20 protein-coding genes and 1 riboswitch are annotated in these 20632 nt (G+C 73.4%); of the genes, 3 read left to right on the forward strand and 17 right to left on the reverse strand.

Features of this window, described 5'->3' with window-relative positions; all coding sequences use genetic code 11:
• Positions 1–149: 149 nt before the first annotated feature.
• The 3 genes from nusB to ACIPSC_RS01935 all read right to left on the reverse strand — a co-directional run bounded on the left by nusB (position 150) and on the right by ACIPSC_RS01935 (position 2346).
• Positions 150–587 (reverse strand): transcription antitermination factor NusB, encoded by a 438-nt coding sequence (gene nusB, locus ACIPSC_RS01925; protein ID WP_395296975.1) that lies wholly within the window; start codon positions 585–587, stop codon positions 150–152.
• 4 nt (positions 588–591) lie between these two features.
• Positions 592–1155, reverse strand: coding sequence for an elongation factor P (efp, locus tag ACIPSC_RS01930; RefSeq protein ID WP_313762898.1), 564 nt, complete (start codon positions 1153–1155; stop codon positions 592–594).
• A gap of 84 nt (positions 1156–1239) precedes the next feature.
• A complete protein-coding gene (locus tag ACIPSC_RS01935) occupies positions 1240–2346 on the reverse strand; it encodes an aminopeptidase P family protein (RefSeq protein WP_313762899.1) in 1107 nt (368 codons plus the stop codon).
• Positions 2347–2637: 291 nt separating this feature from the next.
• Between ACIPSC_RS01935 and rpmG the strand changes: the two genes are divergently transcribed.
• Positions 2638–2802 (forward strand): 50S ribosomal protein L33, encoded by a 165-nt coding sequence (rpmG, locus tag ACIPSC_RS01940; protein WP_313762900.1) that lies wholly within the window; start codon positions 2638–2640, stop codon positions 2800–2802.
• A 106-nt stretch (positions 2803–2908) separates the two neighbouring features.
• Here the strand turns inward: rpmG and ACIPSC_RS01945 are convergent, their stop codons facing one another.
• Positions 2909–4078 carry a HoxN/HupN/NixA family nickel/cobalt transporter gene (locus ACIPSC_RS01945; protein ID WP_400822251.1) on the reverse strand — a complete coding sequence of 390 codons (1170 nt, stop codon included), beginning with the start codon at positions 4076–4078 and terminating at the stop codon, positions 2909–2911.
• 32 nt (positions 4079–4110) lie between these two features.
• Positions 4111–4304, reverse strand: a riboswitch (cobalamin riboswitch).
• A gap of 82 nt (positions 4305–4386) precedes the next feature.
• Here ACIPSC_RS01945 and ACIPSC_RS01950 point away from each other — a divergent pair.
• The gene (locus ACIPSC_RS01950) at positions 4387–4770 is read left to right on the forward strand and encodes an ArsR/SmtB family transcription factor (protein WP_400822253.1); all 384 of its coding nucleotides are present in this window, start codon (positions 4387–4389) and stop codon (positions 4768–4770) included.
• Positions 4771–4821: 51 nt separating this feature from the next.
• Positions 4822–6525, forward strand: coding sequence for a hypothetical protein (locus tag ACIPSC_RS01955; RefSeq protein WP_400822255.1), 1704 nt, complete (start codon positions 4822–4824; stop codon positions 6523–6525).
• A 30-nt stretch (positions 6526–6555) separates the two neighbouring features.
• On the opposite strand, the gene ACIPSC_RS01960 is transcribed toward ACIPSC_RS01955, so the two are convergent.
• From ACIPSC_RS01960 to ACIPSC_RS02020, 13 genes are all read right to left on the reverse strand, one after another.
• Positions 6556–7365 (reverse strand): Fpg/Nei family DNA glycosylase, encoded by an 810-nt coding sequence (locus tag ACIPSC_RS01960; protein ID WP_400822257.1) that lies wholly within the window; start codon positions 7363–7365, stop codon positions 6556–6558.
• A 97-nt stretch (positions 7366–7462) separates the two neighbouring features.
• Positions 7463–8476: an AAA family ATPase gene (locus ACIPSC_RS01965; protein ID WP_400822489.1), complete on the reverse strand. Its 1014-nt coding sequence runs from the start codon at positions 8474–8476 to the stop codon at positions 7463–7465.
• An 86-nt stretch (positions 8477–8562) separates the two neighbouring features.
• Positions 8563–8991 carry a type II 3-dehydroquinate dehydratase gene (gene aroQ / locus ACIPSC_RS01970; RefSeq protein ID WP_224284021.1) on the reverse strand — a complete coding sequence of 143 codons (429 nt, stop codon included), beginning with the start codon at positions 8989–8991 and terminating at the stop codon, positions 8563–8565.
• 8 nt (positions 8992–8999) lie between these two features.
• Positions 9000–10088: a 3-dehydroquinate synthase gene (gene aroB / locus ACIPSC_RS01975; protein ID WP_400822258.1), complete on the reverse strand. Its 1089-nt coding sequence runs from the start codon at positions 10086–10088 to the stop codon at positions 9000–9002.
• Entirely contained in the window at positions 10081–10602 is a 522-nt protein-coding gene (locus ACIPSC_RS01980) for a shikimate kinase (RefSeq protein ID WP_400822260.1), read from the reverse strand. The genes aroB and ACIPSC_RS01980 overlap by 8 nt, the downstream gene beginning before the upstream one ends.
• Positions 10599–11783, reverse strand: a complete 1185-nt coding sequence (gene aroC, locus ACIPSC_RS01985) for a chorismate synthase (protein WP_400822261.1) — start codon at positions 11781–11783, stop codon at positions 10599–10601. Before aroC ends, ACIPSC_RS01980 begins: the two co-directional genes overlap by 4 nt.
• Before the next feature lie 255 nt (positions 11784–12038).
• Positions 12039–12869, reverse strand: coding sequence for a shikimate dehydrogenase (locus ACIPSC_RS01990; RefSeq protein WP_400822262.1), 831 nt, complete (start codon positions 12867–12869; stop codon positions 12039–12041).
• A 19-nt stretch (positions 12870–12888) separates the two neighbouring features.
• The gene (mltG, locus tag ACIPSC_RS01995) at positions 12889–14802 is read right to left on the reverse strand and encodes an endolytic transglycosylase MltG (RefSeq protein ID WP_400822264.1); all 1914 of its coding nucleotides are present in this window, start codon (positions 14800–14802) and stop codon (positions 12889–12891) included.
• Positions 14803–14954: 152 nt separating this feature from the next.
• A complete protein-coding gene (mltG, locus tag ACIPSC_RS02000; RefSeq protein ID WP_400822265.1) occupies positions 14955–16181 on the reverse strand; it encodes an endolytic transglycosylase MltG in 1227 nt (408 codons plus the stop codon).
• 92 nt (positions 16182–16273) lie between these two features.
• Positions 16274–16762, reverse strand: coding sequence for a Holliday junction resolvase RuvX (gene ruvX / locus ACIPSC_RS02005; protein ID WP_400822267.1), 489 nt, complete (start codon positions 16760–16762; stop codon positions 16274–16276).
• Positions 16762–19431 carry an alanine--tRNA ligase gene (gene alaS, locus ACIPSC_RS02010; protein ID WP_400822268.1) on the reverse strand — a complete coding sequence of 890 codons (2670 nt, stop codon included), beginning with the start codon at positions 19429–19431 and terminating at the stop codon, positions 16762–16764. Before alaS ends, ruvX begins: the two co-directional genes overlap by 1 nt.
• Positions 19431–19871: a DUF6167 family protein gene (locus tag ACIPSC_RS02015; protein ID WP_238861621.1), complete on the reverse strand. Its 441-nt coding sequence runs from the start codon at positions 19869–19871 to the stop codon at positions 19431–19433. The genes alaS and ACIPSC_RS02015 overlap by 1 nt, the downstream gene beginning before the upstream one ends.
• A 4-nt stretch (positions 19872–19875) precedes the next feature.
• Positions 19876–20352, reverse strand: a complete 477-nt coding sequence (locus ACIPSC_RS02020; RefSeq protein ID WP_313762914.1) for a DUF948 domain-containing protein — start codon at positions 20350–20352, stop codon at positions 19876–19878.
• Positions 20353–20632 lie beyond the last annotated feature (280 nt).

Genomic DNA, 20632 nt, shown 5'->3' on the forward strand with positions numbered 1-20632 from the left:
GGCCTGCCCTTCGCTGCGGGGTCGCCGGCGGGCGGGGCCGCCGGCGCGCCGGGTTACTGGCGAGTAGGGGCCACCATAATCCACCCGGGTGAACGCGCGACGGCCGCCGGACCCCTGACGGGATCCGGCGGCCGTGGTCGGCGGAGCGGCTACCGGCGGATGCTCGGCTTCAGCTCCAGGAAGCGGGCGAGCAGGCCGTTCACGAAGGCCGGCGAGTCGTCCGTGGAGAACTCCTTGGCGATCTCGACGGCCTCGTCCAGGACGACCGCGTCCGGGACGCCGTCCTCCCAGATCAGCTCGTACGCACCGAGCCGCAGGACGTTGCGGTCCACGATCGGCATCCGGTCGAGCGTCCAGCCCACCGCGTACTGCGAGATCAGGTCGTCGATCCGGCGGGCGTGCTCGACGTAGCCCTCGACGAGCTCCATCGTGTACTCACCCACCTGCGGCGTGCCCTCGTCCGGCTTGGGCTCCCGCGCGCGGGCCACCCAGTCGGCGAGCACCGTCAGCGGGTCCACGTTGCGGTGGTCGGCCTCGAAGAGGATCTGGAAGGCCCGGGTACGGGCCTTGCTGCGTGCGGCCGACACTGACTTACTTCACCCGGCCGAGGTAGCTGCCGTCGCGGGTGTCGACCTTGACCTTCTCACCGGTGGTGATGAAGAGCGGCACCTGGATCTCGGCACCGGTCTCCAGGGTGGCCGGCTTGGTGCCACCGGTAGAGCGGTCGCCCTGGACGCCCGGCTCGGTCTCGGCGATGACCAGCTCGACCGCGGCCGGGAGCTCGATGTAGAGGACCGCGCCCTCGTTGGTGGCGACCAGGGCCTCGAAGCCCTCCAGGAGGTACTTGGCCGCGTCGCCGACGACGGCCGGCTCGATGGTCAGCTGGTCGTAGGTGTCCATGTCCATGAACACGAAGTTCTCGCCGTCCTTGTACGAGAACTGCATGCCGCGCTTGTCGACGTTGGCGGTCTCGACCTTGGTGCCCGCGTTGAAGGTCTTGTCGACGACCTTGCCGGTCAGGACCTCCTTGAGCTTGGTACGCACGAAGGCCGGGCCCTTGCCGGGCTTCACGTGCTGGAACTCGACGACGGACCAGAGCTTGCCGCCCTCCAGCTTGAGGACCATGCCGTTCTTGAGATCGTTCGTGGAAGCCACGGGCGCACTTACTCCTGGATATAGCTGTCAAGGAACCAAGGGGTGCGTCCTGCCGCCTGCGGCAGCCTCCCGGGCGGCCGCGGGTCACAGGGCGAGGAGCTCCTTGGTGGTGATGGTGAGCAGCTCGGGCCCGCCCTCTTCGAGGGGGCGGACGACGAGCGTGTCCTCGATCCGGACGCCGCCCCTGCCTGGGAGATGGACCCCCGGGCCGACGGTGACCGGTACGCGGCTGTCCAGTTTACCCATGTCCGAGGGGCCGAGGCGCGGCGCCTCCCGGATCTCCAGCCCGATGCCGTGGCCGACGGGGTGCGGCGAGCTCTCGGTGTGCCCGGCGGCCTGCAGGATCTCCCGTGCGGCCTGGTCGGGTACGTACTGCTCGACGCCCGGCCCGAGCGCCTCCCGGCCGGCCCGCTGGGCGCGGAACACCAGCCGGTGCAGCTCCACCTGCCAGGGCGCGGGGGCGGCGCCGATCACGAAGGTCCGGGCGGTGGAGACGCCGTACCCGCGGTACTGCGCGCCCAGCACCACGGTCAGGAAGTCGCCCTCCTCCACCCGCCGGTCGGTGGGCTGGTGGGCCTGCTGCCCGGAGTGGCTGCCGGTGCCGACCGACACCGGGAAGGCCGCCCGGTCCGCGCCGTGGTCGATCATCCGGCGCTCCAGCTCCATCGCCAGGTGCCGCTCGGTGCGGCCGACCAGGATCGACTCCAGCAGTTCACCGAGCGCCTGGTCGGCGATCTCGGCCGCGATCCGCAGGTCGGCGATCTCGTGCTCGTCCTTGACCACCCGCAGCCGCTCGACCGCCTGGGCGAGGTCGGCCAGCCGCACCCCCTCGGCCAGGCCGGCCACCGCGCGGTGCCGGCTGACGGTCAGGTCGTGCTCCTCCACCGCGAGGTCCGTCACCCGCAGCTTCGCCGCCGCGGCGGCGGCCGCCAGCGCGGTGTCCGCCCCGGCCGCCACCGGCACCCGGGTCACGTCCTCCACGATCAGGTGCTCGCCGGTGTCGTCCGGCGGCAGGTCGTCCGGCAGCGCCAGCAGCGCCCGCTCCCGGGTGAGCAGCAGCGTCGCACCGCACGGGGGGCACCCGGTCAGGTACCGCACGTTCGCCGCGCGGGTGATCAGCGCCGCGTCGGCCCCGGTCGCACTGCAGTGCTCCCTCAGCCGCTCCCGCCGGCCCGCGTACGCATCAGACATGGGTCGAGCCTACGGAGACCCACCCCGATCCGCCCGCCGAGCGCCCCCACCCGGGGCCCGGCGCGCGGCGCTCCCCCACCGGCGCGCGCCGGGCACGTGCGCCCACGGCGCTCCCTCCGCGACCCCACCTCGTCCCCACCCGGCTCCCCCGGGAATGGGCGGGGTGGGACGCGCGTTGTGATGCGATGCGCGAAAACGACTTCCATTTCGGTGTGCGGCCTCCGGCTGCCACCGGGACCGCCACCCCGGAGCGGCGACCCGCCGAGCCGGCCGACCCCAGGAGGACCACCCATGGCCCGCAGCGAACTGCGCCCGATCATCAAGCTCAGGTCCACGGCCGGGACCGGCTACACCTACGTGGCCCGCAAGAGCCGCCGCAACGACCCGGACCGGCTGGTGCTGCGCAAGTACGACCCGGTCGTGCGGCAGCACGTCGACTTCCGCGAGGAGCGCTGACCCCTGAACGCGACGGAGCCACCCCGGCCCCCGGGATGGCTCCGTCGTGGTGTTCGGCTCGTCCGGCTCGTTCGGCTCGTTCAGCGGCTTGATCGGCGCCCGCCGCCTACCGCGCCGCCTCCGGCGCGGTGGGCGCGTCCTCACCCTCGGCCGGCCCGGCGCCCGGCCTCACCGGCTGCGGGCTCCACTTCTGCTCGACCCCGGCGATCCGCCAGTACCCGATCGCCGCCGCCCAGACCACCACGAACAGCCCGACGATCGCGTAGCCGACGTTGTCCAGCGAGATGTCCGCGATCCAGCCGCTCACCGGGTCGGTCAGGTCCAGCTTCTCGTGCAGCACCCCGACCAGCTCGATGGTGCCGATGATGAAGGCGACCGCGATCGACAGGCCCGTGATGGTCAGGTTGTAGTACACCTTGCGCACCGGGTTGGAGAACGCCCACTGGTACGCGAAGTTCATGAACGTCCCGTCCAGGGTGTCGAACAGGCTCATCCCCGCCGCGAAGAGCAGCGGCAGGCAGACGATCGCGTACCAGGGCAGCCCGGAGGCCGCACCCGAGCCGGCCATCACCATCAGGGTCACCTCGGTCGCGGTGTCGAAGCCGAGCCCGAGCACCATGCCGACCGGGAACATCTGGCCCGGCCGGGTGATCGAGCGGGTCGCCCGGTTCAGGATGCGGGCCAGGAAGCCGCGCGAGTTGAGGTGCTCCTCCAGCTCCGCCTCGTCGAACCGCCCGGCCCGCATCGAGCGGAACACCTTGAGGATGCCGAACAGCGCCGCCAGGTTGAGCGCGCCGATGAGGTAGAGGAAGACGCCGGAGGCGGAGGTGCCGACCATCCCCAGCCACTGGTGGGTGGTGGACTCGTCGTCCATCAGCGTGTCGGCCAGCTGCGCGCCGCCCGCCACCATGGCGGCCATCAGGACCACCATCGAGGAGTGGCCGAGGGCGAACCAGAAGCCGACCGAGACCGGCCGCTTGCCGTCCGCCATCAGCTTGCGGGTGGTGTTGTCGATGACCGCGATGTGGTCGGCGTCGAAGGCGTGCCGCATGCCGAGGGTGTAGGCGGTGATGCCGAGGCCCACCCCGAAGACCTGGGTGCCGACCTCGTACTTCTCGGGGGCGACCAGGAAGATGAGCGTTCCGAACGCCACCACGTGCATGGCCAGGATCACCCCCATCAGCCCGGCCGTACGGACGGTGTCCTCGCGGCGCCACCGGAAGGTCGGCAGGGCGGACGGTGCCGCCGGGGCAGCGGCGGTTTCGGGCAGGGTCATCCTGGGATCACGCTCCAGCACCTCGTGGAATGACGTTCGTGAGATGCCGTGGCCGGTCTCCTGGCTGACGGGGCTTCCGTACCCGCCTTCCCAGGCGCGCGAGGCGCCCAGTGGCGTCATGGGTACGGACGATTCCCCCCGATCACAGTGGCGAGGGCCGCTCCGGACTCCGGACCCTGAGGGTCCGTCACCGGTCTTCCCGAACACCACGGCGGGCAACACCGTAGGCGGCCCGTGCACACCCTTGCAAGGCTGCGCACCTGCGCAGGTGTCAAGGATCACAGGGCCCGGGCTGCAAGAATGTCCGAATGCATCTCGTACCGGCCGACCGCGCGGGCCACCGCACCATCGACGGACACCGGGTCTGCGAGGCGATCGCCGCGATCGGCGACACCGGGCACGTCCGGTCCTTGGCCGAGCGGTTCTCGCTGCTCGCCGACCCCGGACGGCTCGCCCTGCTGCTCGCCCTCCACCGCGCCGGCCCGCTCGCCGTCACCGACCTCGCGGTTGCCACCGGCATGCGCGACCCCGCCGTCTCCCAGGCGCTGCGGCTCCTGAGGACGGCCGGCGTCGTCACCGGCGACAAGGACGGACGTGTCGTGCGCTACCGGCTCGTGGACGACGCCCTGCGCCCCCTCCTCAACACCTGCGCCGCCGCCCACCCATCCCCCACCGCCACCGCAGCGGGCTGAGAGTTCCTCGAACACCCTGCCGACCCGGGCCCGGATGCGTACGATCTTCGCGTGCTGATCCGCGCCGGGCGCCGTCCCCGTCCGTGGCCCGCCGACGACCGCTGGGACACCTGGCCGGTCAGGGCACGCGTCCTGGCGGTCTCCCGCACCCTCACCTCCGCCACCCGGGTCCTGGAAGTACTGAGCCTGCTGCGCGGTCGGCACGGCATCAGGTTCTACCTCACCGTCAACCCCGGCTCGGCCTTCGCCGCCGGTCTCGACGACCACCTCCGCGGTCTCCCCGGCTTCACCATCCTGACCTGGCAGGAAGCCACCCGGTACCGGTTCGACCTGGCGGTCGCCTGCGCCGTCCACTCCTCCATGCACCGACTGCACGCCCCGCTCGTCGTCCTGCCGCACGGCGCCGGGTACAACCGGCTGGTCCCGGAGTCCACCGGGGACACCATCAGCGCCGCGGGCCTGTCCCGCAACGAACTCACGCACCGGGGGCGGGTGTTCCCCGCCGTGGTCGGGCTCTCCCACCGGGAGCAGTTCCACCGTCTGGAGCGCTCCTGCCCCGAGGCGCTGCCGCGCGCCCGCGAGGTCGGCGACCTCTCCTACGACCGGATGCTGGTGAGCGCCGGTTCCCGGGACGCCTACCGCGCCGCCCTCGGCGCGGTCGACGGCCGACGCCTCGTCGTCGTCAGCTCCACCTGGAGCGCACACTCCCTGGCCGGCCGGGACCTCGATCTCCCGCTGCGGCTCGTGGGCCGGCTCCCCGCGGACGAGTACACCGTGGCCGCGGTCCTGCACCCCAACATCTGGGCCCGGCACGACCCTCAGAACCTGTTCGACGCCGCCGCCCGGTCCGGCCTGCGGCTGCTACCGCCCCACCAGGGCTGGCAGGCCGCGCTGGTCGCCGCGGACTGCCTGATCGGCGACCACGGCTCGGTCTCCTTCTACGGCGCCGCCCTGGAGCGCCCCACCCTGCTGGCCGCCACCGGAGCCGCCGAACTCGACCCGCACTCCCCCACCCACGCCTTCGGCCGGGCGGCGCCCGCGCTCGACCCGGCCGGCGACCTGCTCGCCCAGATCGAAGCCGCGATCGCCGACCACGACCCGGCCGCGCTGCGCGCCGTCACCGACCTTTCGCTGGGCCGGCGCGGCCGGTCCGCGGCGGTGCTGCGCGGCGTCCTCCACTCCTACCTGCCGGGAATCGACGAACCAGAGGGCGAACCCTGCCTGACGCCCTATCCCGCCCCCGTCCCATCGCCCGCGCCGGCACCCACCGCCTACCGCGTCACCGGCCACGTCACCGGAACCGAGGTGCGGCTGCGCCGATACCCCGTCGGCCCGGACCCCGACCCGGCCCGCGGATTCCTCTCGGTCAGTGCCGAGGAACCGCGGCCGGCGCTGCGGCGGAGCGCCGAGGTCCTGGCCCGGACCACCGTCCGGGCCGGACAGCCCGCCGAGCACTGGCTCGCCGCGACCGCCGCCGACCTGCCCGGCCTCAGCGTCGCCGTGGCCGCGCTCGGCGAGGCCCGGCACTTGCTCCGGCTGCGCACCGGCCTGCTGCTGGAGGCCCGGGCGGAAGCCGCCTGGGGCGCCCCCGCACCGCGCCTCGACCCGCTCCTGCTCGGCGCCGCCGTCGCACTCCGGCTCGCCGAGGGCGGCGAGCCGGCCGGCCTCGGCGAGCACGGCCTCACCCTCCGCACCGGCGGACACCGCACCCGCGTCACCTTCTGCCCCCGCCCGGAGTCCGCGTCCACTCGCTAGGGCCTGTCCGGCCGAACGGGCAACGCACTTCTACGTCTGCTGGCAGCGGGGGCACCAGAAGAGGTTGCGGGAGGCGTGTTCCTCGGTGCGGACGTCGGTGCCGCAGATCAGGCAGGGCATGGCGGCGCGGCGGTAGACGTAGACCTCGCCGCCGTGGTCGTCCACCCGTGGGGGGCGGCCCATCGCCTCGGGGGTGTGCTCGGGGCGGACGGTGTCGATCCGGCCCGCGCCGACGCCCTCGTGCATCAGGGCGACCAGGTCGGCCCAGATCGCGTCCCACTCGGCGCGGGTGAGGTCGCGGCCGGCGCGGTGCGGGTTGATGCCGTGGCGGAACAGCACCTCGGCCCGGTAGACGTTGCCGACGCCGGCCAGCACCTTCTGGTCCATCAGCAGCGCCGCGACCGTCGTCCGGCTGCCCGATATCCGCCGCCAGGCAGCGTCCGGGTCGGCGTCGGTGCGCAGCGGGTCCGGCCCGAGGCGGGCGGCGACGGCGGCCTTCTCGGCGCCGGTGATCAGCGCGCAGGTGTTGGGGCCGCGCAGGTCGGCGTAGGAGTCGTCGTTCGCCAGCCGCAGCCGGACCAGGCCGACCGGCTCGGGCGCGGCGCCCTCGCCGAAGGTGAGGCCGCCGTAGAGGCCGAGGTGGATGTGCACCCAGGCACCCCCCTCGAAGCCGAGGAAGAGGTGCTTGCCGGTGGCCTCGGCCCCGGTCAGCACCTGGCCGTCGACCAGCGCGGCGCCGTCGGCGAACCGGCCCTGGGGGCTGGAGGCGCGGACCGGGCGGCCGACGAAGGCCGTGCTGCTCTCGGCGGCGAGACGGTGGATGATGTGGCCTTCCGGCACGGGCGTCAGCTCCCCCGGGTGGTCGATCAGGACGCGTCCATCATCGCAGCCGGCACCGACACCGCCGCGGCGCCGGGACGGCCCCGGGCGGGCGGCCTCAGCGGACCGGGATGCCCATCAGCCGGGCCAGGATCGCCCGGTCCAGCTCGGCCGCGGTGGCGGCGACGTCAAGGTGGGAGTTGTCGATGATCGGCAGCCCGGAGTTGTACCAGCCGGCCATCCGGCCGTGGATCCGGGCCACCTCCTCGTCGCCGAGCCGGCGGTTGCCGCTGCGCCGGGCGTTGCGGCTGAGCACCGAGTCCAGGCTGGGCAGCAGCACGACCGGGATCATGCCGGGCCCGATGTGGCGCTTCCAGCCGCCGAGGCCGATGGCCGGGCGGTCGGGGAAGACGGCGTCGTCGATGATGCAGGAGATGCCGTTGGCGAGGTAGTTGCGGCAGGCGAAGCCGCAGGTGCGGCGGGCCAGCCGGTACTGGGCCTCGGAGGCGCTGTTCCAGCCGGACTGCGGGTTGGCGAAGCCCGACTGCACCCACTCCCGGACGTCGTCCAGGCTGATGTGGGCGGTGGGCGTCTGGCGCCGCTCGGCCCAGTGCCGGGCGACCGTGGTCTTGCCCGCGCCGGCCGGGCCGATCAGCAGCACGGCCAGGGGGCCGGTCGGCGCGTGCGGCTGCGGCGGGTGGGCGGGGAGCTGCACGGGCGCGCCGGAGGGCAGCAGGAAGTGCCCGGTGCCGCCGGCCGGCACGGGTGCCGGGGCGGGCGCCGCGGCAGCGTGCGAGGGTCCGGGGGCGGAGGCCGGTGCGGGCGCGGGTGCGGGCACCGGCCGGGGCCCGGCCGGGTGGCCGCCGTACGGAGGCTGCCCGGGCTGGGCCTGAACGGGCTGCGCCTGCACCGGCTGGGGCTGAACGGGCTGCGCCTGAACCGGCTGGGCCTGAACCGGCTGGGGCGGCTGGAGCACGACCGGTCCGGTCTGCGGCACCCCGGCCGCCGGCGGGGCCGGCGACGGGCCCGCCGGCGCGGGCGGGGGCGCGGCGGTCGCGCTGCCCGGATACGGCGGGGCCGGCGGAGCGACGGGACGAGGGGGGACCTGTCCACCCCCGGTGTACTGCGCCACGGTCACCTCCCGACTTCTTTCAGCGGGGACACTACACGGCGGCCCGGCGGCGGGCACAGTCCGCCGCCGGGCCGTCCGTGCAGGTGTCAGCGCGTGGTGAGCTGCTCGGCGAGGGCGCGCAGGGCCAGTTCGTACGAACCGAGCCCGAATCCGGCGATCGTGCCGGAGGCCACCGCGGCGATCACCGAGGTGTGCCGGAAGGTCTCCCGGGCGTACGGGTTGGAGATGTGCACCTCGATCAGCGGGGCGGTCCGCTGGGCGGCGGCGTCCCGCATCGCGTACGAGTAGTGGGTGAAGGCGCCCGGGTTGATCACCACGGGCACCCGGCCGTCGGCCGCCTCGTGCAGCCACTCCACCATCTGCTGCTCGGAGTTGGTCTCGTGCACCTCGACCTCGAAGCCGAACTCCTTGCCCAGCGCCGTGCAGCGCTCGACCAGCCCGGCGTACGAGGTCGCACCGTAGACGTCCGGCTCGCGGCTGCCGAGCCGGCCGAGGTTGGGGCCGTTGAGCACCATCACCCGGGTCACGCGGAGACCTCCGCGTAGGCGGCGACCAGCAGCGACGGGTCCGGGCCCTCCAGCACGGAGGTCTTGCCGAGGCCGTCCAGCACGATGAAGCGGATCAGGTCGCCGCGCGACTTCTTGTCGATCTTCATCGCGTCCATCAGCTTCGGCCAGGCGTCCGCGCGGTAGGTCAGCGGCAGGCCGACCGAGGCCAGCACGGTGCGGTGCCGGTCGGCCGTCTCGTCGTCCAGCCGGCCGGCCAGCCGGCCCAGCTCGGCGGCGAAGACCATGCCGATCGAGATCGCGGCGCCGTGCCGCCACTTGTACCGCTCGTTGCGCTCGATGGCGTGGCCGAGGGTGTGGCCGTAGTTGAGGATCTCGCGCTGTCCGGACTCCTTGAGGTCCCCGGAGACCACGTCGGCCTTGACCTGGACGGCCCGCCGGATCAGCTCCACGGTGTGCGGGCCGGCCGGGGTCTTGGCGCCCTCCGGGTCGGCCTCGATCAGGTCGAGGATGACCGGGTCGGCGATGAAGCCGCACTTGATCACCTCGGCGAGGCCGGAGACGTAGTCGTGCTTCGGCACGGTCTCCAGGGTGCCGAGGTCGGCCAGCACGCCCACCGGCGGGTGGAAGGCGCCGACCATGTTCTTGCCCTCGGCGATGTTGATGCCGGTCTTGCCGCCGACGGCCGCGTCGACCATGCCGAGCAGCGTGGTGGGCATCGAGATCCAGCGGACCCCGCGCAGCCAGGTCGCGGCGACGAAGCCGGCCAGGTCGGTGGTGGCGCCGCCGCCGATGCCGACGATCACGTCGCTGCGGGTGAAGCCGGTCTGGCCGAGCACCGACCAGCAGTACGCGGCGACCTCGGCGCTCTTCGCGTCCTCGGCGTTGGGCACCTGGAGCGCGATCGCCTCGTAGCCCTCGCCGAGCAGGTCCTCGCGGACGGCGTCGGCGGTGGCGGCCAGCGCCTCCGGGTGGATCAGGGCGACCCGCTTGGCCCGGGTGCCGATCATCGGCGCCAGCTCGCCGAGCAGCTGGTGCCCGATCAGCACGTCGTACGGGTCGTGGCCGGCGCTGCCGCCGACGTGAATCCTGACGATGTCAGTCATGGGGGGTCTTCAGCTCCAGTGCTTCCAGTACGGCGTCCGCCACCTGCTCGGGGGTGCGGCCGGCGGTGTCGACGACGGCGGTCGCCACCTCCAGGTAGAGGGGGCGGCGGGCCTCCATCAGCTCGCGCCAGCGGGCCCGGGGGTTGACGGCCAGCAGCGGGCGCGGCGCGTCCAGGCCGACCCGCTTGACGGCGTCGGCGAGCGGGACCTCCAGGAACACCACCGGCAGCTCGCGCAGCAGCTCCCGGGTGGCCTCGGCCATCACCGCGCCGCCGCCGAGCGCGAGCACCCCGGCATGGCCCGCGGCGGCGGTGCGGACGGCCCGCACCTCCAGCTCGCGGAAGTGCGGCTCGCCCTCGTCCACGAAGATGTCGGGGATGGGCTTGCCGGCCGTCTCCTCGATGTCCGCGTCGGTGTCCCGGAAGCCGACGCCCAGGCGCTCGGCGAGCGCCCGCCCGACGGTGGACTTGCCACTGCCGGGCGGGCCGACCAGGACGACCAGGGGTGCGGTCATCGGACGATCAGGTTGTCCAGGTAGCCCTGGACGTTGCGGCGGGTCTCGGAGACGTGGTCGCCGCCGAACTTCTCGCTCACCGCGTCGGCCAGCACCAGGGCCACCATCGCCTCGGCGACGATGCCGGCGGCCGGCACGGCGCAGACGTCGGAGCGCTGGTGGTGGGCCTTGGCGGGCTCGCCGGTGCGCACGTCCAGGGTCTGCAGGGCGCGGGGGACGGTCGCGATCGGCTTCATCGCGGCGCGCACGCGCAGCAGCTCGCCGGTGGACAGGCCGCCCTCGGTGCCGCCGGAGCGGCCGGAGGTGCGCTTGACGCCCTCGGGGGTCGGGACGATCTCGTCGTGGGCCTTGGAGCCGGGGACGCGGGCCAGCTCGAAGCCGTCGCCGACCTCGACGCCCTTGATCGCCTGGATGCCCATCAGCGCCGCGGCGAGGCGGGCGTCCAGCCGGCGGTCCCAGTGGACGTGCGAGCCGAGGCCCACCGGCACGTTGTAGGCGAGCACCTCGACGACGCCGCCGAGGGTGTCGCCGTCCTTGTGGGCCTGGTCGATCTCGGCGACCATCGCCTTCGAGGCGTCGGCGTCCAGGCAGCGCACCGGGTCCTCGTCCAGCCGGGCCTCGTCGGAGGGCAGCGGGAGCACGCCGGCCGGGGCCTTGGCCGCGGCCAGCTCGACCACGTGGCTGACGATCTCGATGCCGCAGGTCTCCTTGAGGTACGCGCGGGCGACGGCGCCGAGCGCCACCCGGGCGGCCGTCTCGCGGGCGCTGGCGCGCTCCAGGATCGGGCGGGCCTCGTCGATCGAGTACTTCTGCATGCCGGCCAGGTCGGCGTGGCCGGGGCGCGGACGGGTCAGCGCCTCGTTGCGGGCCAGGCCGGCCAGCACCTCGGGATCGACCGGGTCGGCCGACATGACCTGGTCCCACTTCGGCCACTCGGTGTTGCCGACCATGATCGCCACCGGGCTGCCCATGGTCTCACCGTGCCGGACCCCGCCGAGGAAGGTGACCTCGTCCTGCTCGAACTTCATCCGCGCGCCGCGACCGTAGCCGAGCCGACGGCGCGCCAGGGCGTCCGCCACCACGGCGGTGGTGACCGGGACACCGGCCGGCAGGCCCTCCAGCGTCGCGACGAGTGCGGGGCCGTGCGACTCCCCCGCCGTCAGCCAGCGCAACGTACCCAACGGAGCTCCTTCATCAGCGGACCGGCGCGGCCGGAGCCGCGACCCGCCCGGGCGTGCCTTGTCGTCCCCCGAATCCTTTCATGCCCCGGGCGCCCCCGGCCGCCCAGTCCGGGTGACGGACAGCAACCTGCCGACCCGCGGACACCGCCGCCGGTCGCCGGACCCGCCCCGGGGGCCGCCCGGGCGCGAATCGGGACAGTCGCGACAAGCCGCCGCGGCGAGCCGGAGCGGCCCGGAGGCCGCCCCGGGAGCGGGTCAGCGCGCGGCCAGTGCGGCCTCGCCGGCCGCCCGGACCGCCGCCAGCGGGCCCGGCGTCCGGCCGGTGAAGAGCTCGTTCTGCAGCACGGCCTGGTGCACCAGCAGGTCGAGCCCGCCCAGCACGGTGGCGCCGCGTTCCGCGCACGCGGCGGCCAGCGCCGTCGGCCACGGGTGGTACAGCACGTCGAACAGCGCCCCGGGGGCGGCCGGCAGCCGCCCGGCGAAGGCGTCGGTCGCGCCGACCGGCGTGGTGGAGACGGTGAGCGGCTGCGCCAGCGCCTCGGCGCCGCGGTCCCAGTCGGCGGTGCGGACGGCCACGCCCAGCCGTTCGCCCAGCTCGGCCATCTCGCGGGCCCGCTCGGGGCTGCGGACGTAGACGGTCACCTCGCCGGTGCAGACCTGGGCGAGCGCCGCCAGCGCCGAGGAGGCGGTGGCCCCGGCCCCGAGCACCGCCGCGCCGCCGACCTCGGTGATCCCGCGCTCTCGCAGCGCGTTCACCAGCCCGGGGACGTCGGTGTTGTCGCCGACCCGCCGCCCGTCGGCGGTGAACACCACCGTGTTCACCGCCTCGACCGAGCGCGCGGTGGCGCTCACCTCGTCGAGCAGCGGGATCACCGCCCGCTTGAGCGGCATGGTGAGCGAGAGCCCGGCCCACTGCGCCTCGTCCAGCCCGGCGACGAAGCCGGGCAGCCCGGCCTCGTCCACCTCGAAGCGGTCGTAGCGCCAGCCGTCCAGCCCGAGCGCCGCGAAGGCGGCCCGGTGCAGGTCCGGCGAGAGCGAGTGGGCGATCGGCGAGCCGAGGACGGCCGCCCGGTGCTTGCTGGTCACGTTGGTTCTCCCGGGCCGGTCAGGCCTTGGTGCAGTGGCCGCGGTCCTTGTCGAGCTTCTGGCCGGCCGCCTTGCAGTACTCGTCGACGTTGACCAGGTGGTCCTTGTAGGTGTCGGCGAAACGCGTCTCGGTCGGGGACATCGCGATGAAGAACAGCCACTTGCCGTCCGCCGGGTTGAGCACCGCCTTGAGCGCGTCCTCGCCGGGGTTGGAGATCGGCGTGGGCGGCAGGCCGGCGTTCAGGTAGGTGTTGTACTTGTTGGACGCGTCGTCCATGTCCTTCTTGTCGAGCTGCTTGCGGCCGAGCGAGTACTGCAGCGTGGTGTCCATGCCCAGCTTGTGGTGCGTCTCGGTGTCGTCCGTCAGACGGTTCTGGATGGTCCGGGCCATCTTGGCGAAGTCCGCCGAGTTGTTGCCCTCGGCCTGCAGGATGCTGGCCTCGATGACCACCTCGTAGCCGTTCTTCAGACCGATCTTCGAGGCCTCGCCGTCCAGGCTCGCGTAGCGGTCGACGGCGTTCTTGACCATGTCCTTGAGCAGTTCCTCGGGCTTCATGCCCTCCGCGATGGAGTAGCGGGTCGGCCAGAGGAAGCCCTCCAGGTTGCCGTTGGCGTACGCGGGCAGACCGAGGTTGCCGACCTGGGCCTTGGCGACGCCCGCCGTGGTGCCCTTCGCCAGCTTCAGCTTGTCGTCGATCTTGGCGTAGGTCGCCGCGGCGGTCAGACCCTCCTGGAGGATCAGCTTCTCACCGCCGTTGGCCTCCACCAGGTTCTGCACGGCGGCCTCGCCCGACATCTCCCGGGGCATGGTGTACGTGCCCCACTGGATGGTGATGCACTTCGGGTTCTTGTCGCACGCCTTGGTGAAGGCCTCGACGCTCTTGACCACGCCGGCCTGCTTGAGCGTCGCGCCCATCTGGCTGCCCACGGCGCCCTGCTTGATCTCGACCTTGACCGTGCCGCTGCCCTGGCCGACGAAGTCCGGCGGCGGGCCGAAGTGGTCCTGGTAGAAGCCGTAGCCCCACCAGCCGGCGCCGACCACGCCGCCCATCAGGACCAGCGCGACCAGCAGGCAGGCGCCGCCGTTGCGGCGGCCGGCCTTCTTGCCCTTCTCCTTGCGCTTCTTCTTGCCCTCGCGGGACTCGTCCTCGTCGCCGAGGAAACCGCCCCGCTCGTCCTCGCCGTTCTCGGCGTAGTCGTCCTCGTGGCCGTCCCAGTCGTCCTCGGCCTCGGGGGCCGCCTCGGCCGGGCCCGCCCCGGCCTCCAGCGCCGCGGCCTCGGCCTCCCAGTCGATCCCGTCCGGGCCGGGTCCGGCGGCCGGTTCGGCCGCGGCCCGCCGCCGCCCGCGCGGCGCGCCCGGCTGCGGGGCGCCGGCCGGCGGCACCTGCTGCGGCGCCTGCTGCTGGAAGCCCTGCTGTCCCTGCTGGGCCTGCTGGGCCTGCTGGGCCTGCCCCTGCTGGATCTGCCCCTGCTGGCCCTGGGGCTGGCCCTGCTGCTGGAAGCCCTGCTGGCCCGGCTGCTGGTAGCCCTGCTGCTGGAACCCCTGCTGGCCGTAGCCCTGCTGCTGGCCCTGGTACCCCTGCTGGTCGGGGAAGCCCTGGTTCGGCTGCGGGTAGCCCTGCTGGCCGGCGCCGTACTGCTGCTGGCCCTGCGGGAACTGCTGCCCGCCGTACTGCTGTTGCTGCTGGGGCTGGCCGCCCGGGTACCCCTGCTGCGAGTAGCCCTGCTGCGGATAACCCTGCGGCTGCTGCTGGTAGCCCTGCTGCGCGTACCCCTGCTGACCGCCGCCGTACTGCTGCTGCGGCTGCTGGGACTGCTGCTGCCACTGGCCGTCCTGCTGTCCGGGGACCGGCTGCTGGCCGTCGTACCCGGGATCACCGGGGTGCCACGGCTCGGAGCCCTGGGGGCCGTAGCCCCGACCCAGATCGGTCATTGATCCCCTTACACCGACGGAGACGGCCGGAGGATCGGACCGGCCGTCCCGGGACGGCGTCCCGGTTGTTTCTCGAACCGGCGTGCTACTGCCACGCCTGGAGGGAGACGTTACCGTACCGCAGACCCGCCGCCGGGCCGAGTCGACGGCCGTCAGTGCCCGCCCGACCCCGACGGCGTCCCGGCCGACGCACCGGCCGAAGCGCTCGGCTGCGCCGATGCCGACCGATTGGCGTTGAACTCCGCCACGTTGCGCTGCTGCACCTCGAAGCTGTCGGTGAAGCGGGTGTCCCCCGGTTTCACGGTGACGAAGTAGAGCCAGTCCCCCTGCGCCGGGTCCACGGCCGCCATGATCGCCTGGCGCCCCGGGTTGGAGATCGGCGTGGGCGGCAGCCCGGCGTGCAGGTAGGTGTTGTACGGGGAGTCCAGCCTGGTGTCGGTCACCGTGGTGTTCAGGGTCGAGCGCCCGAGCGCGTAGTTGATGGTGGAGTCCAGCTGGAGCGGCATGTTCTTCGCCAGCCGGTTGTAGATGACCCGGGCCACCTTGGCCATGTCCTCGGTGTTGTCGGCCTCGCCCTGGACCATGCTCGCGATGGTCACCAGCCCGTAGAGGTTCTGGCCGAGGTTCTGCGCGACCACGTCCGCGTCGTCCCGGGCGAACTCCTTGCCCGCCCGCTCCACCATCTGCTTCAGCAGGTCCACCGCCGTGGTGCCGTCGGTGACGCTGTACGTGGCGGGGAAGAGGTATCCCTCCGGGCTGCCCTTGGCGAGCTCCGGCAGGCCCAGCTCGGCGGCCTGCTCCTGCGCGGTGCGCTGGGCGGTGCCCTCGGGCAGGTTCAGCTTCTTGTCGATCGCGGCGAAGATCTGGCTGCCACGCCACCCCTCGGGGATGGTCAGGCCGTTGGCGTTGGCCGGGTCGACCAGGATCGCCAGCGCCGCGGCCGCCGACATCCGCTGCTTGAGCGTGTAGGTGCCGGGCTGGATCCGCCCGGCGGCGGCCGCGCTGCCCTTGGCGGCCCGGGTGAACGCCAGCGAGCTGGCCACCACGCCGTTGCGCACCAGCGCCGAGGCGATCTGGGTGAGGCCGGCGCCCTCGGGCACCGAGACCTGCACCTCCCCGTTGCCGGGCCCCGCGTAGTCGGCGGCCGCCGGGGGCTTGCGCTGGCCGTCCAGCCAGCTGTACCCGGCCAGGCCGATCCCGCCGAAGACGGCGATCAGGGCCAGCGCGGTCAGCCCGCAGGCCAGGCTGTTGCGCCGCCGGTGCGGATCCGGCGGGTCGTGGCGCGGACGGGGCGTGCCCGGTGGCCTGCCCTCCGGTTCCAGCACCGGAGCACCGAGGTGGCCGGGGGTCAGCCCGGGCGTGAAGTCCTGGTCGGTCACTGCGCCCCCTCGGCGGTCCCGGAAGCGGAAAGCGAGGGGCCCGTGCGGACGCGTCCGCACGGGCCCCTCACCGGGACGTTAGAACAGGCCGGTCAGCCGATCGCCTCGACGCTCTCACCGGGGGGCCGTCCGCTCACCCGTTCGGACTCAAGCGCCGACTGCAGGATCACCACCGCGGCGGCCTGGTCGACCACCGAGCGGCCCTTCTTCGCCTTGACCCCGGAGGCCCGCAGGCCGTGGGTCGCGGTGACGGTGGACATCCGCTCGTCCACCAGCCGCACCGGCACCGGGTAGAGCCGGTTGGCGAGCCGGGCCGCGTAGGCGCGGACCTTCTCCGCCGCCGGGCCCTCCTTGCCGCTGAGCGAGCGCGGCAGGCCGACGATCACCTCGATCGCGCCGTACTCGTCGACGATCGCGCCGATCCTGGCCTGGGACTTCACCCCGGCGGGGACGGTCTCCACCGGCGTGGCGAGCACCCCGTCGGGGTCGCAGGACGCGACCCCGATCCGGGCGTCACCGACGTCGACGGCGATCCGGCGCCCGCGCCGGAAGGGCCGCTCCTCGACCTGGGGCTCGTCCATCAGGAGGCGCGCTCCGCGACCAGGCCGCGCACCGCGGCGATGGCCTCGCCGACCGCAGCCGGGTTGGAGCCGCCGCCCTGGGCGACGTCGTCCTTGCCGCCACCGCCGCCGCCGAGGGTCTTGGCGGCGACCCGGACCAGCTCGCCGGCCTTGATGCCGCGGCCGCGGGCGTCCTCGTTGGTGGCGATCACGGTCAGCGGGCGGTCGTTGGCCACGGTGAAGGCGGCGACCACGGCCGGGCGCGAGCCGAGGCGGCCGCGCACGTCCAGGACCAGCTTGCGCAGCTCGTCCGCGCCGGTGCCGTCGGCGACCTGGGCGGCGACCACGGCGATGCCGTGGACGTCCTCGGCCGAGTCGGCCAGGCCCGCCGCGGCGGCCAGCACCTTCTCGGCGCGGAAGCGCTCGATCTCCTTCTCGGCGTCCTTGAGCTTGGCGAGCATGCCCGAGATCTTCTCCGGCAGCTCCTCCGGGCGGCCCTTGACCAGCTCGGTGAGCTGGGAGACCACGGTGTGCTCGCGGGCCAGGAACTTGTACGCGTCGACGCCGACCAGCGCCTCGACGCGGCGCACACCGGAGCCGATCGAGGACTCGCCGAGCAGCTTCACCAGGCCCAGCTGGGCGGTGTTGCCGACGTGGGTGCCACCGCAGAGCTCCTTGGAGAAGTCGCCGATGGTGACGACCCGGACCTCGTCGCCGTACTTCTCGCCGAACATCGCGATGGCGCCGGCCTTGCGGGCCTGGTCCATCGTCATGACCTCGGCGGTGACGTCGAGTTCGCGGCCCAGCACGTCGTTGATCTTCTGCTCGACGTCGACCAGCACGGAGCCCGGCACCGCGGCCGGCGAGCCGAAGTCGAAGCGGAAGCGGCCGGGGGCGTTCTCGGAGCCGGCCTGGGCGGCCGTCGGGCCGAGCGCGTCGCGCAGCGCCTGGTGGGTCAGGTGGGTGGCCGAGTGGGCGCGGGCGATCGCCCGGCGGCGGTCGGTGTCGATCGTGGCGTACGCCGAGGCGCCGAGCACGACCTCGCCGAAGAGCACACCGCCGGAGTGCACGACGACACCCGGGACGGGCTGCTGCACGTCGCGGATCTCGACGACCGCGCCGGACTCCAGCCGGATCCGGCCGTGGTCGGCGAGCTGGCCGCCGCCCTCGGCGTAGAACGGGGTGCGGTCGAGGATGATCTCGACCTCGTCGCCCTCGGAGGCGGCCGGCGCCGGAACGCCGTCCACCAGCAGGCCGACCACGGTGGCCTCGCCCTCGGTGAGGGCGTAGCCGGTGAAGACGCTCGCGCCGGACTTGTCGGCGACCTCGCGGTACGCGGCGACGTCGGCGTGGCCCATCTTCTTGGCCTTGGCGTCCGCCTTGGCGCGGTCGCGCTGCTCCTGCATCAGGCGGCGGAAGCCGGCCTCGTCCACCTGGAGGCCCTGCTCCTCGGCCATCTCCAGGGTGAGGTCGATCGGGAAGCCGTAGGTGTCGTGCAGCTTGAACGCCTGCTCGCCCGAGAGCACCACGCCGCCGGTCTGCTTGGTCTCGGTGACCGCGGTGTCCAGCAGGTTGGTGCCGGCCTTCAGCGTCTGCAGGAAGGTGTTCTCCTCGCCGACGACGACCGTCTCGATGCGCTTGCGGTCGGTCTCCAGCTCGGCGTACTGCGGGGCCATCGCCTTGATCGCGATGTCGATGAGCTCCTTGGCCACCGGCTCGGTGGCGCCCAGCAGGCGCATGTTGCGGATCGCGCGGCGCAGGATGCGGCGCAGCACGTAGCCGCGGCCCTCGTTGCCGGGGGTGACGCCGTCGCCGACCAGCATCAGGGCGGTGCGGATGTGGTCGGTGACCACGCGCAGCGAGACATCCGACTTGTGGTCGGCGCCGTAGGTGTGGCCGGTCAGCTCGGCGGCGCGGTCGAGGATCATCCGGCTGGTGTCGATCTCGAAGAGGTTGTCGACGCCCTGGAGGATGGCGGCGAGGCGCTCCAGGCCGAGGCCGGTGTCGATGTTCTTGCTCGGCAGGTCGCCGAGGATCTCGAAGCCGTCCTTGCCGTCGCCGTGGCCGCGCTCGTACTGCATGAAGACCAGGTTCCAGATCTCCAGGTAGCGCTCGCCGTTGACGGCCGGGCCGCCCTCCTCGCCGTACGCGGGGCCGCGGTCGTAGTTGATCTCCGAGCACGGGCCGCACGGGCCGGGGACGCCCATCGACCAGAAGTTGTCCTTCATGCCGAGGCGCTGGATGCGCTCGGCGGGCACGCCGATGACGTCCCGCCAGATCTGCTCGGCCTCGTCGTCGTCCTTGTAGACGGTGATCCAGAGCTTCTCCGGCTCCAGGCCGTAGCCGCCGTCCGCGACGGGAGTGGTGAGCAGCTCCCAGGCGAACTTGATGGCGCCTTCCTTGAAGTAGTCGCCGAAGGAGAAGTTGCCGCACATCTGGAAGAAGGAGCCGTGCCGGGTGGTCTTCCCGACCTCCTCGATGTCCAGGGTGCGCACGCACTTCTGGACGCTGGTGGCACGCGAGAACTGCGGCTTGACCTCGCCCAGGAAGTACGGCTTGAAGGGCACCATGCCGGCGTTGACGAGCAGCAGGGTGGGGTCGTCGGCGACCAGGGACGCCGACGGAACGACGGTGTGGCCGCGCTCCTCGAAGAAGCGCAGCCAGCGGCGGCGGATCTCTGCCGACTCCATTAGTGGTCCTTCCGGTTCGGGGTACCGCCCTGCTGCGGCAGCGCGCGGCGGGGCGTCTTTTCGATGGCTGGGGTGGGGCGGGCACCGTTCGACGATGCGCGGGCACTGCTGGACGGAGGCAGGGCGGCGGCCGGGCTACCGGGCGCCGCCGAGATAGCTCGGTACTGCGGCTCGCCGCGCAGCACGCGGCGGCGGCGCGGCTCGACGACGGCGGTGCCGTCCAGTCCGAGGTCCTCGCGCAGCTGGTCCTCGCGCTCGGCCATGCCGGCCTTCACGTCCTGGGCGAACTGCTTGGCGAGGTCGCCCAGGTGCAGCGCACCGCGCGCGGCGGTGCCGGAGAGGCTGTCCGGGGTGAGCCGGTGGACGGCCTCGTTGGCCTTGTTCATGGCCCAGACGGTGGCGCCGGCGCCGACCGCCATCCAGAAGATGCGTCGAACCATGCCGTCAGCCCCTCACCGCGCGCCGGACCCGGGCGAGCAGACCGCTCTTGGGCGCGGTCGCCGCACGCACCTCGGCCCGGATCAGCCGGGCCAGCTCCTCGCGCTCGCCCGGCTGGGAGGGCAGCGTCAGGGTGCCGTTCTGCTTGGCCACCGCCTTGCGGACGCCGTAGCTGAAGGCCGCGACCTTGACCAGCGGCCCGCCCAGGGTGGCCGCGACGGTGGAGGAGAGCGCGTTGGCGTTGGCGGCCGCGTCCTGGACGTTGGCGGTGATCTCGTCCACCCGCTCCAGCTGCTGGTTCGCGCTGCGCACCGCGGCGCCCGCCTCGGTCAGCAGCGGCACGGCCTGCTCGGTGACGGCGGAGACCAGGACGGTGGCCTCCTTGAGCACCCGCGAGAGCCGGACCAGCACCACGGCGAGCAGGGTGACCAGGACCGCCCAGAAGACGGCTACGAGCAAGCCGGCCAGCTCTCCCACGGACACCTTGTGCGCTCCCTCGCCTTGCTGTTCTCCGGAAGGAACCCTATCGCGACCATGACCGGTTTCCGGACCGGGTTGTGCCGCCCGCGCCGCCCGGGTCCGCCCCGTTCCTTCCCCGCTCCTTCCCCGGTCCGCCCGGCCGATCCGGTCGGATGTGCGATCGGCGCGCGTAACCCACCGCTCGGTCACCTCGTTCCACCGGGCGGACCGCCGCCGATGCGGTCCGCCGCACGCCCGGACCAGCGGGGTCCGGGCCCTGACCCGGGGAGCAGCGCTTGGCCGG

The sequence above is a fragment of the Kitasatospora sp. NPDC090091 genome, from assembly GCF_044747365.1.
GTDB lineage: Bacteria > Actinomycetota > Actinomycetes > Streptomycetales > Streptomycetaceae > Kitasatospora.

What these genes read in the sequence shown, in the direction of transcription:
- ACIPSC_RS01950 (WP_400822253.1), top strand. Translation starts at nt 4,387, where the DNA reads ATGCATCTCGTACCGGCCGACCGCGCGGGCCACCGCACCATCGACGGA.
- ACIPSC_RS02015 (WP_238861621.1), bottom strand. Translation starts at nt 19,871, where the DNA reads ATGGTTCGACGCATCTTCTGGATGGCGGTCGGCGCCGGCGCCACCGTC.
- aroQ (WP_224284021.1), bottom strand. Translation starts at nt 8,991, where the DNA reads ATGGTGCTCAACGGCCCCAACCTCGGCCGGCTCGGCAGCCGCGAGCCG.
- aroB (WP_400822258.1), bottom strand. Translation starts at nt 10,088, where the DNA reads ATGACTGACATCGTCAGGATTCACGTCGGCGGCAGCGCCGGCCACGAC.
- alaS (WP_400822268.1), bottom strand. Translation starts at nt 19,431, where the DNA reads ATGGAGTCGGCAGAGATCCGCCGCCGCTGGCTGCGCTTCTTCGAGGAG.
- rpmG (WP_313762900.1), top strand. Translation starts at nt 2,638, where the DNA reads ATGGCCCGCAGCGAACTGCGCCCGATCATCAAGCTCAGGTCCACGGCC.
- ruvX (WP_400822267.1), bottom strand. Translation starts at nt 16,762, where the DNA reads ATGGACGAGCCCCAGGTCGAGGAGCGGCCCTTCCGGCGCGGGCGCCGG.
- ACIPSC_RS01935 (WP_313762899.1), bottom strand. Translation starts at nt 2,346, where the DNA reads ATGTCTGATGCGTACGCGGGCCGGCGGGAGCGGCTGAGGGAGCACTGC.
- mltG (WP_400822264.1), bottom strand. Translation starts at nt 14,802, where the DNA reads ATGACCGATCTGGGTCGGGGCTACGGCCCCCAGGGCTCCGAGCCGTGG.
- ACIPSC_RS01980 (WP_400822260.1), bottom strand. Translation starts at nt 10,602, where the DNA reads ATGACCGCACCCCTGGTCGTCCTGGTCGGCCCGCCCGGCAGTGGCAAG.
- ACIPSC_RS01945 (WP_400822251.1), bottom strand. Translation starts at nt 4,078, where the DNA reads ATGACCCTGCCCGAAACCGCCGCTGCCCCGGCGGCACCGTCCGCCCTG.